This window comes from Synechococcus sp. R5-13 (assembly GCF_047462015.1).
Classification (GTDB): domain Bacteria; phylum Cyanobacteriota; class Cyanobacteriia; order Thermostichales; family Thermostichaceae; genus Thermostichus.
Window position 1 is genome coordinate 1 of record NZ_JANSIL010000061.1, and the last position, 5,072, is coordinate 5,072.

The window sequence follows — 5,072 nt, forward strand, 5'->3', positions numbered from 1 at the left end:
GATGTCGGTGTCGGCAACTAGCTTCACATCCAGAGGGGTGGTGCTCTGGCGGAGATGCTGCACAACCTCCAGAAACTTGACCTGGGAGAACTCCCCCACAGTGCCGGTGATGGGATCCGAGAGGAGCCCCTCCTCCTGCGAGCGCTGATTGGCCTGGTTCAGCAGCCCCAGCAGTTGCTGTTGGATCTGATTTTCGCTCAAACCCGGTTGAATCACCCCGTGGGCCAGCACGGATCCCTTGGCGAAAATCCGCTGGTTGGGGTAAATCTGCACGAGCACAGGCACAGGCTCCCCCTTGAGCCGGTTGGTAACAGAGAGAATGCGCACCGCCCAGCTACCGGGCTCTTGCAACTTCTCCAAGGCTTGATCGGCATCCTCGCGGCGGATCAAGATCGCGTTTTCCAGAGGGGGCATGGGCTGGGATCCAAGGGCAAGGGCTCGCTGTTCCGCCTGGGCCAAAAGGTGCTCAAACTGCCGCCGGATCGCCTCTGGTTTTGCCCCTCTTGGAGCCTCCACAACTCCTGTTGCCAAAACTTCCCCCGCCAAGATGGCCAGTTCCCCCCGCCGCAGCCGCACCGCCAATTGGTTGAGCTGCTCGATCTCCTGCTCAAGCTGGTTTTTCTGGTTCTCCAGTTGGGTTAAGGCCGCCTGCACCACATCCAGGGAGCGCTCCAGCTGATCCCGATCCAGTTGCAGGGCTTGTTTTTGCGACTCCAGGGTGGCGATCACCTGGCGGGCCGACTCCACCTCTGCCTTCACTGCCTCCAACTCGGCCTGGGCTCGATCCAAACTGGGCTGCACCTTGGCCAGTTGCTCGTTGGCTGCCGCCAGCTTGGCCTCCGCCTCCTGCCGCTCCTGCAGCGCCACTGCCAGCTGATCGCGCACTTCGCTCAGGCGGGTTTGGGCTGCCGACTGCTGGGTGCGAAATTGGTCGAGATCCATCTTGAGGTGATCCCGCTCAACCCTGAGAGCGGCATTTTCCGCTTCCAAGAGGGCTTTTTGGCGGTTGAGGGCCCGCAGCTCTTGCTCCGCCTGGGCAATTTGGTTGGTGTAGCTGAACAGGGCCTCCGACAGAGAGCGGTTGAGGAGCAGCAGTGTGCCCAAAGTCAGGGCGGAGATGCTCACGCCGGTCACCACGGCCACCAGAATGGCGGTATGGCGGGGGCGCAGGTTAAACCAGGTAAGGCGCTTTTTGCCAATGCGGTAGCCCACCCGATCCCCAACAACGGCAATCAGGCCACTGACAACCAACATGTAGAGGATCAGCAGTACGCCTTGCATATTCGCGGATCCCTGCCATGGAAATCTTAGCAAGGTTGCCCTGAGGATTTTGCAAGTTGCTGGGAGATAGATTTCAGCGCTGTTTTGTAGGGATTTTTGGGGGTTCTAATCCGCGTAGAGGAGCCGCTCCACCGCCGCCACAATATCTGCAGGTTGCACGATGGTGGCCGCCTCCAGCGTGCCGTTGTAGGGGGTGGGAATGTCCTGCGAAGCCAAACGCATCACCGGCGCATCCAGCTCATCGAACAGTTCTTCCATGATGCGAGCTGTCAGTTCCGCCCCAATGCCACCCGATTTCATGTCTTCCTCAACAATGATCACCCGATGGGTTTTGCGCACCGAAGCGGCAATGGTTCCCATATCTAAAGGTTTCAGCGAGATTAAATCGATCACCTCAGGGTCGATCTCCTGCTGCACCAAAGTGTCCACGGCCTTGAGCACGTGGTAGCGCATGCGGGAGTAGGTGAGCAGGGTAACATCGGAGCCGGATCGGACGATTTCGGCTTTGTCCAGAGGCAAAAGGTATTCCTCTTCTGGCAGATCTTCTTTCAAGTTGTACAGGAGCACATGCTCGAAAAAGAGAACGGGGTTGTCGTCGCGGATGGCGGACTTGAGCAAGCCCTTGGCATTATAGGGAGTTGAACAGGCCACGATCTTAAGCCCGGGCACCGCTTGGAAGTAGGCCTCTAGCCGCTGCGAGTGTTCTGCTCCCAACTGACGACCCACCCCGCCCGGCCCGCGGATGACCATCGGGATCTTGAAATTGCCCCCGGAAGTGTAGCGCAGCATACCGGCATTGTTGGCAATTTGGTTGAAGGCCAGCAGCAGAAAGCCCATGTTCATCCCTTCCACCACCGGGCGCAAGCCGGTCATGGCTGCCCCGATGGCCAGGCCGGTGAAGCTGTTCTCGCAGATGGGGGTATCCAGCAGGCGCATCTCCCCATACTTGCGATACAGGTCTTTGGTGACTTTGTAGGAGCCACCGTAATGGCCGACATCTTCTCCCAAAACAAACACGTTGGGATCCCGGGCCATTTCTTCGTCGAGGGCAGCACGCAAGGCGTTGTAAAGGAATGTCTCGGCCATATGAGGTCAAATATCGCTAAACCCTCATTAAACCATTTTGCCGGCATGGATCCCCTTGCAGATGACTGGATAGGCTGAGCTCAGCATTCTGGCTCAGAGGGATGGCGACCTTACCCCACAGCTTTTGTCGGCACTCTGCTTCCCCTGCAAAATGGAGATCATCTGTCTTCTCAAGATCTGTCTTCTCAAGATAAAGACACCATGAGCCTTGCACTGCCCAAACTGGCCCTGACCTTGGGGGATCCCACGGGAATTGGGCCGGAAATTGTGCTCAAGGTGCTGGCGGATCCTGAGGTGCAGTCTTGCGCCCACATCACGGTTGTAGGGGATCGGCAGGTTCTAGAAGCCACCTATCGCCTGCTGAGAGATCGGTCGCCGGCTCCGTTGGCCCATCCGGCAGGGATCCCGATGCTGGAATGCAACACGGGCTTTTGGTTGCAGCCTGGCCGTGTCGGTCAAGGGGATGCCGACAGTGGTGCGGTTAGTTTTGCTTACCTGAGAACGGCGGTCGAACGGACGTTGCAGGGGGAGTTTCAGGGGATCGTGACAGCACCCATCGCCAAATATCTCTGGCATCAAGCTGGCTACCGGTTCCCTGGCCAAACGGAAGTTTTGGCCCAACTGAGTGGGTCTGAACGCTACGGGATGCTGTTTGTCGCCCGTTCCCCCCACAGTGGCTGGCAGATGCGGGTTTTGCTGGCCACCACCCATATTCCCCTCGGCCAAGTGCCCACCGTGCTGACTCCAGAGCGGGTGCGGACAAAGCTGAATGTGCTGGTGGGATCCCTGCGCCACACCTTTGGGATCCGGGATCCTGTGATTGCAGTAGCCGGCCTGAATCCCCATGCCGGCGAACAGGGGCAACTGGGATCGGAGGAAAAAGAATGGCTGACCGAGCTGCTGCGCACCTATGCCCACGCCCAAATTTGGGGGCCGCTTCCCCCCGACACCATGTGGCTGGCTCCCGCGCAAGCCTGGCATGGCCAGGGATCCCCAACTGTGGCAGATGCCTACTTGGCTCTCTATCATGATCAAGGTTTGATCCCGGTGAAGATGCTGGCTTTTGACCGGGCAGTCAACCTGACAATTGGGTTGCCTTTTGTTCGCACCTCTCCCGATCATGGCACCGCCTTCGACATTGCCGGCCAAGGGGTGGCCCGATGCGAGAGCTTCAAGCAGGCGATCCTGCTGGCGGCAGAACTGCTGGGCAAAAACCCCTCCTGAGGGAAACCATGCCTGTGCCCGGCCATCTGAAGCTGTCTCCCGCCTCTGGGGGGTGATTTGATGGGAGTTGCTGGCATCACCTCAGCCGCAATGCTCTACCGTCGCTTTGGGCGCACCCAACAGCTGGTCTCGGTTTTTTCTCTGGGCAGCATGCGCTTGGTCAATGTGCCCAGGGATCAAGCTCAGGCAACCGTTGAGGCAGCCCTAGCCGCAGGGATCAACCACATCGAAACGGCTCAGGCTTATGGCCATGCCGAGGTGCTCTTGGGCGAGATTTTGCAAACCCTGCCCTTTTCACGCCATCAGTTGATTCTGACCAGCAAACTCACTCCCACAGATGGGTTGCGAGAGCGGCTTCAGGGATCCCTGCGCCGTCTGCGGGTGGATTACCTGGATCAATTTGCCTTTCATGGCATCAACTTGCCGGAACATCTGGAGTGGGTGCTGCAGAAAGGGTTGCCGATTCTCAAGCAGATGCAGCAAGAAGGCTGGGTGCGCTACATTGGTTTTTCCACCCATGGATCCCTGGAGTTAATTTTGCAGGCCATCCAGACAGGATGCTTTGACTTTGTTAATTTGCACTATCACTTTTTCCAACAGCGCAATGCACCGGCCCTAAAAGCAGCTGCCCAGCAGGATATGGGCGTGTTCATTATTTCTCCCGCCGATAAGGGGGGAATGCTCTATCGCCCGCCCCAACACCTGCAGGAGTGCTGTGCCCCTTTCAGCCCCTTGGAATTTGCCTATCGTTTTTTGCTGGCGGATCCCCGTGTTCACACCCTCAGCCTAGGCATCACCCATCCTGAGGAGTTGCAGGTGGCCTTGTCGGCCTTACGGGATCCCGACCGGTGGTGGGTAAATGGCCCTCAGGTGCAAGAACGGTTGCGCCAAACCGAGCAGGAACGCTTGGGATCCAGCCGCTGCGCCCAGTGCTACGCCTGCCTGCCCTGCCCAGAAGGGATCCACATTCCCGAAGTGCTGCGGTTGCGCAACTTGGCCATTGCCCACGAAATGACGGAGTTTGCCCAGTACCGCTACAACATGTTCGGCCAAGCTGGGCATTGGTTTCCGGGGTCACCTGCCGACCGCTGTACCGAATGCGGTGACTGCTTGCCCCGCTGCCCAGAGCATCTGCGGATCCCGGAGTTGCTGTCCGAAGCCCACCAGTTGCTGCATCGGTCTCCGATCCGGCGGCTCTGGGAATAACCATTCCACCTATCCTATTTGGCTGAGCTTAACTCCACTTATAATCGGATGGAGTTTATCGATTGCATCACAAGGCGAGGCATCGGAGTGAATAGTCAGAGCCAAGACCGCTTAGACCGGGTGGAACAACTGCTGGCTTGGACGGCTGAACAGACTGCTGCCAACAGCCGAGAAATCCGGGAGCTCTGCCAATCCATCCAGGAGCTGCGTCAGTCCATCCAAGAAAGCCGCGCCCAGTCTGCCGAGGAGAACGCCGCCCGTCTGCGGGAAATCGA

General features: G+C 58.4%; 4 protein-coding genes and 1 pseudogene. 3 read left to right on the top strand and 2 right to left on the bottom strand.

Features of this window, described 5'->3' with window-relative positions; genetic code table 11:
* The coding region (locus NW840_RS05250) for a DUF3084 domain-containing protein (protein WP_414342808.1) at positions 1 to 1,281 on the bottom strand (1,281 nt) is incomplete at its 3' end.
* Positions 1,282 to 1,386: 105 nt separating this feature from the next.
* Positions 1,387 to 2,367, bottom strand: coding sequence for an alpha-ketoacid dehydrogenase subunit beta (locus tag NW840_RS05255; protein ID WP_414331610.1), 981 nt, complete (start codon positions 2,365 to 2,367; stop codon positions 1,387 to 1,389).
* A gap of 201 nt (positions 2,368 to 2,568) precedes the next feature.
* Here NW840_RS05255 and pdxA point away from each other — a divergent pair, with 201 nt between their 5' ends.
* The 3 genes and pseudogenes from pdxA to NW840_RS05270 all read left to right on the top strand — a co-directional run.
* A complete protein-coding gene (gene pdxA / locus NW840_RS05260; protein WP_414342811.1) occupies positions 2,569 to 3,591 on the top strand; it encodes a 4-hydroxythreonine-4-phosphate dehydrogenase PdxA in 1,023 nt (340 codons plus the stop codon).
* Between the two features lie 90 nt (positions 3,592 to 3,681).
* Positions 3,682 to 4,797: an aldo/keto reductase gene (locus NW840_RS05265; protein WP_414342813.1), complete on the top strand. Its 1,116-nt coding sequence runs from the start codon at positions 3,682 to 3,684 to the stop codon at positions 4,795 to 4,797.
* Between the two features lie 87 nt (positions 4,798 to 4,884).
* Positions 4,885 to 5,072, top strand: a pseudogene (locus tag NW840_RS05270) (hypothetical protein); the annotation flags it as partial.

Coding starts and splice junctions, on each gene's coding strand:
- pdxA (WP_414342811.1), top strand. CDS start 2,569: ATGAGCCTTGCACTGCCCAAACTGGCCCTGACCTTGGGGGATCCCACG.
- NW840_RS05265 (WP_414342813.1), top strand. CDS start 3,682: ATGCTCTACCGTCGCTTTGGGCGCACCCAACAGCTGGTCTCGGTTTTT.
- NW840_RS05255 (WP_414331610.1), bottom strand. CDS start 2,367: ATGGCCGAGACATTCCTTTACAACGCCTTGCGTGCTGCCCTCGACGAA.